5 protein-coding genes and 1 pseudogene are annotated in these 4722 nt (G+C 51.0%); 4 read left to right on the top strand and 2 right to left on the bottom strand.

Annotated elements, in window-relative coordinates; all coding sequences use genetic code 11:
* Both VFO10_RS01675 and VFO10_RS01670 read left to right on the top strand, forming a co-directional pair.
* Positions 1–1496 (top strand): RHS repeat-associated core domain-containing protein (locus VFO10_RS01675; protein ID WP_325136928.1); only part of this gene is annotated, 1496 nt, incomplete at its 5' end.
* A gap of 7 nt (positions 1497–1503) precedes the next feature.
* Positions 1504–1848, top strand: coding sequence for a hypothetical protein (locus tag VFO10_RS01670; RefSeq protein WP_325136927.1), 345 nt, complete (start codon positions 1504–1506; stop codon positions 1846–1848).
* 501 nt (positions 1849–2349) lie between these two features.
* Here the strand turns inward: VFO10_RS01670 and VFO10_RS01665 are convergent.
* Complete coding sequence (locus VFO10_RS01665; RefSeq protein WP_325136926.1) at positions 2350–2892, bottom strand: pyridoxamine 5'-phosphate oxidase family protein; 543 nt, start codon at positions 2890–2892, stop codon at positions 2350–2352.
* 21 nt (positions 2893–2913) lie between these two features.
* Positions 2914–3354, bottom strand: a complete 441-nt coding sequence (locus tag VFO10_RS01660; protein WP_325136925.1) for a PA2169 family four-helix-bundle protein — start codon at positions 3352–3354, stop codon at positions 2914–2916.
* 345 nt (positions 3355–3699) lie between these two features.
* Between VFO10_RS01660 and VFO10_RS01655 the strand changes: the two genes are divergently transcribed.
* Positions 3700–4572 carry an STAS domain-containing protein gene (locus VFO10_RS01655; RefSeq protein ID WP_325136924.1) on the top strand — a complete coding sequence of 291 codons (873 nt, stop codon included), beginning with the start codon at positions 3700–3702 and terminating at the stop codon, positions 4570–4572.
* Positions 4573–4587: 15 nt separating this feature from the next.
* Positions 4588–4722 (top strand): annotated as a pseudogene (locus tag VFO10_RS31275) (anti-anti-sigma factor); the annotation flags it as partial.

Here is a 4722-nt window from a genome sequence, read left to right as displayed (position 1 = left end):
CACAAGGCACTGATTTGAGGGAACACTATCTCTACAAGGACTTCCTCGGCTCGACCCTGGCTGCTGCGGACCAAACAGGAGCGATCATTGAACGCATGGACTATGACCCATTTGGCCAAAGGCGCAGCGTCCAGGACCTTTCCTGGCTTGACGGTTTTAAGCCAAAGACCACGAGCCGTGGGTTCACAGGGCATGATCACGCTGAGAGCATGAACCTCATCCACATGAAGGGGCGGATGTACGATCCCACGATTGGACTCTTTCTGTCAGCAGACCCTTACGTGCAAGATCCAAAGCTAGTTCAAAATTTAAACAGGTATAGCTACGTTATCAATAACCCCCTGAGCTATACTGATCCGTCGGGCCATTTTTTCAAGCATGCGTTCCGGGAGCTTGGCAGGGGTTTAACCAGTGCCAGCAAAGCATTACAAAATCCGGGCAAATTTCTTGAAAATACCTGGAGTAAGCTCTCAAAAGGGGCGTCTGACGCTCGCTATCATCGTCTAGCAGCCTCCATAGCAATTTCGGTTGCTGCCACGATTTGGCAGCCGCAGTGGGCATCAGCGTCCTGGGAGCAGTCGGCGGCATATTATGCTGCTGTCGGATATACAAGCAGCTATGTTGCCACCAATGGGGACAAAAAGGCCGCCTTGAATGGGGCCATCACTGCGGCCGCTTTCAATATGGTGGGATCTTGCTTCGAAACCGTTAAGATGGATACAGGCATGAGGCTGGCGAAAGTCGCAGCCCATGGAACAGTCGGTGGTCTTTCTGCGGTAGCGAATGGCGGAAGGTTCGAGTCGGGGTTTCTATCATCGGGTCTCTCAGAGCTGGCCGGGCAAAATAACCTCTATGGTAGCGCCAAAGGCAACGGCTGGGAGATCGCTTCCGGTGCTGCACGAGCAGCAATTGTCGGTGGTTCAGTTTCCGAGCTTAGCGGCGGAAGCTTTGAATCCGGCGCTTTGAATGCTGCGATGGGGAGGTTGTTTAACGGTGTGGCTCATGAGTTGAGAGCATACATTACAACCGGGTTTACAGTCGGTGGGGCTGCAGCTGGGGCTGTCCTCGGTGGCCTTGGCGGTGGGGCTGCAGCTGGGGCGGTATCGGGTGGAACTTTGGCGATTCCTGGCGCTGGATATGGGGCTGCCCAGGGAGCAGCATATGGTTCCGCGATTGGTTATGTCGCGGCAAATGTAACTCTGATTGCTGCTGATGCCATTGAGAACTGGATGGCGAGCGATGGCAATGAGCAAACACAGGCTCCAGAAACGGGTAAGAGATTTACGCCTGACCAAGGAGCGCTTGTTGAAATAGCGAAAGAAGCGGAAAGAGCTGGCGGTGTTACAAAGTCTGAAGCCGAAATATTGGTCAATTGGGGTAAAGAGGTCGGTTTTGGGGACCGCGCTCGGGGCCCGGAAAGTCATCCAAATAGGCCATTCGGAAAAGAACCACATATTCATGTCGGGCCAGTTAACCATCTTCCAGTACGCAATTAGGAGTGGTATGAGTCCCTTGTCTAAGGTCCAATTAAAGTGGATAGAAGCCGCAAGCGATCTTCAATTAACGATTGAGATTGACTTTGATCTGGTGTTGAAAAATATACTTGTTTTGAAGGCACCAGTTTTTCTTCATGACTTTGGTGGTGAAAAAGGAACTTTGATTCTTGAGTCTTTTGAAGACATTTCCTCTTTAGAGAAAGAGTTAACAAAGGCTGGCTTCGGCTTTTCTGTGCAAAAATCTCATGCTAGCGACAAATACGATCGAGAGATTTTTATTGAAATGCTAACTGAATGGGGGTGGACAGGAAACCCTGATCGGATTCCGGTTTGGTATCCAGAGCAGTTTTGAATCGGTTTTCTGCGGACCGGATGGGGTAGAAATAAATCTGGTTTGCCGATGGTTATGTGGCAGCAAATTTCAACTCGTTTCGGTCATATTATTAAGATTAGATGCTTTGTTAAGAGGCCGGTGCAGACGACTCGAGTAGTCATATCGAAAGTTTAAGTCGCGGGTCTACTGGAAGTGGCTGATCCAAATTCGAAAAGCAACTTGCAATGGAAAAAGTTCAATTGAGGCCATAACCGACATCTCAGTTGAATAGACGTAAGATGAAACTTCAAAATTAGCCAACCCTGATAGGTTGAAAAATCAGCGTACTAGGAGCAACCCACGCCGCACTATGCTCTGTGGCCTCATACAAAAATTTTGACGCGGTGGGACTGGGGCAAGTTTCTTTAAAGTAGCGAATGAAGTGTAAACCTGAACTGACAGAAAATTTTGTCATACAAACAAAATTGCTATCAGATCAGGCTAGTATTTAACGACAAACGGTCTGAGATTTTAGCTCTCCTATGTTTGCTGCGACAAACCGGACGGATCGACCAAATTAATCGTATCATGTTCCTGACGCGAAGCCTCATAGGGCTTACCGGTCAGAAGCGCCTTGGCAAAGCCAGCCACCTCCACCCAGGTGCTGGCCGGAGCGTCCCAGAACTCCGCCTTCTCAATATAGACCTTCAGGAGCGAGAGATGCGGGTCGTCCACCCCGTCTGGAAACCAGGCCTTCAGGATGGGCTTCCAGAGTTTGCGCTTCATCTCTTCGTCATGGACCACTTCACCAAGTCCGCTGACCGAGACGTAGCGGTTCGCACTGGGATTGCTGTAGCTGACATTGACGCGCGGATCTTCTTCAAGCTCCTGGGCCTTCGCCTGATGATCGTTGGTGAAGAACCAAAGCACGCCCGTGTCATCGGTCTCCTGCGTAATCATAGGGCGGCTTCTCAGAAAATCTTCGCCCGATATCGTCGTCAGCATCGCCGTTTCCACATCTTTGATCAGCTTTTGCAGATGCTGCCAGGCCTCGTGCCTGGCCTCTTTCACTTTGCTATCCATGGTCAGCCCTTCCCAGATTTATTAAGAGAGTGTCGCCATTACGCGATCCAGAACACCAATGTGTTGACGCTGCCGAGTCAGAAGATCCGAGGTGATCAGATTGCGGGCGGAATAAGGAATGCTGTCATCCGCAGCCACGTCCTGATATTCCTTGAGTCCGTGCTCTTCGCCTTCCTTCAAAGCTTTCAGAGCAAGGTTATCGCCCAAAAGACTGGCGGTGCCTTCAACTGTTCGGGCCCATACGCCCCACGCTCCTGAGTCATGATCGGGCGTGCCGCCGCACAACGCCACCTGCTGACGCAGGATGTCGGCCGCGGAGCGATGGTCTTCCGCCAGACGCCGCAGCGTGTCGGTGGTGGTGGCATCCTTCACTTTTTGCAGGGCTTGCTCATAAGTCTCGATCGCGGAAAGTTCGCCGCGCAACAAGCGGTTCAGCTGTTCTACCGACTGTTCGTTCTGCATCATTCACCTCCAACTCATGTCATTGTGAAATATTTCTGACCTCAGAAATGCACGAGGCTTTGTATTGCAAAGAACGAGCCCAACTCAGCCGCGCATTCCTTACAGAAAAAGCACTGGAGGAATTTCAGGACAGTGAGCATTCCAGACTTCCAAAACACTCGAAATGAAGCATCAGACTGTATGAAATTTGATTCATGCAAGGGAATAAGATTTCGCGCAATCCTCTCACCTCTTTGCTTTTGCTGGAAATTCATGTAAGCCTTTGAACATCAAGGAAACCAGAAATCTCTCACTCCATCATTACCCATGTAGCTTTGAACACAAATTCCTGGACGAGGTAAGACCATGCAGCAGAAGAATCCCTTCGGTGATGTCCTTAAGAAACACGAGACCGATATTCTCACCGATTGGATCAAAGCCCAGCTCGACGGTCAACGTTCGCCTATGACCCGCATGGGGCTGGTGCGCGAAGCCGAAGTCCGCGAGCTGTGCAAAAATTTTCTCCGCATCTTCATTCAGGGCCTGCAGAACAATTCCAACCTCGATACCCGGAGCCGCGAATGGAACGAGCTGAAGGAGATGATGAGCACGTTCTCCCGCGATCATGCGCTGCAAGGCTACACGCCGAGTGAAACCGCCAGCTTTATTTTCCTTCTGAAAAAACCGCTCCTGGCGCGGATCGGCCAGGAGCTTGCGAAAAACAGTGATGATCTTTATCAGGCCATATGGGCCGCGAATGAATGGATCGATGCTCTCGGATTGACCACTATGGAATATTTCCAGAAGGGTCGCGAAGAATTGATCAATCGGCAGCAGCAGGAAATGCTTGAACTTTCGACACCCGTCGTGAAGCTTTGGGACGGAATTCTGGCCCTGCCTGTGATTGGCACGCTCGATAGCGCCAGGGCCCAGGCCGTCATGGAATCGCTGCTGACAACCATAATGGAAACCGGATCAAAAATTGCAATCATCGACATCACGGGAGTGCCAACCGTGGATACCGTGGTGGCTCAGCATCTGATGAAAACTGTGGCGGCAGCCCGATTGATGGGCGCGGACTGCATCATCAGCGGCATTCGGCCCCAGATTGCTCAAACGATTGTCCACCTGGCGATCGACCTGGGCGGCATTTCCACAAAGGCGACGTTGGCTGATGCTTTCAGACTAGCCATGCAGCGGGTCGGTATGAATATCGTGTCTCAGTCCGTCCGAGTTTAGAAGGGATCTCTTGTCATGGAACAGATACCCATATTGAAGATGGGCGATATCCTTCTGGTCTCCATTCAAGTCGATATGCATGATCGCCTGGCTATGCGCCTCCAGAATGATTTAACGGAAAAAATCGTTACCCATGGGTCACGCGGGGTG

The sequence above is a fragment of the Oligoflexus sp. genome, assembly GCF_035712445.1.
In the GTDB taxonomy this organism is placed as follows: domain Bacteria; phylum Bdellovibrionota_B; class Oligoflexia; order Oligoflexales; family Oligoflexaceae; genus Oligoflexus.
This window is presented reverse-complemented; position numbering and strand designations above follow the sequence as displayed.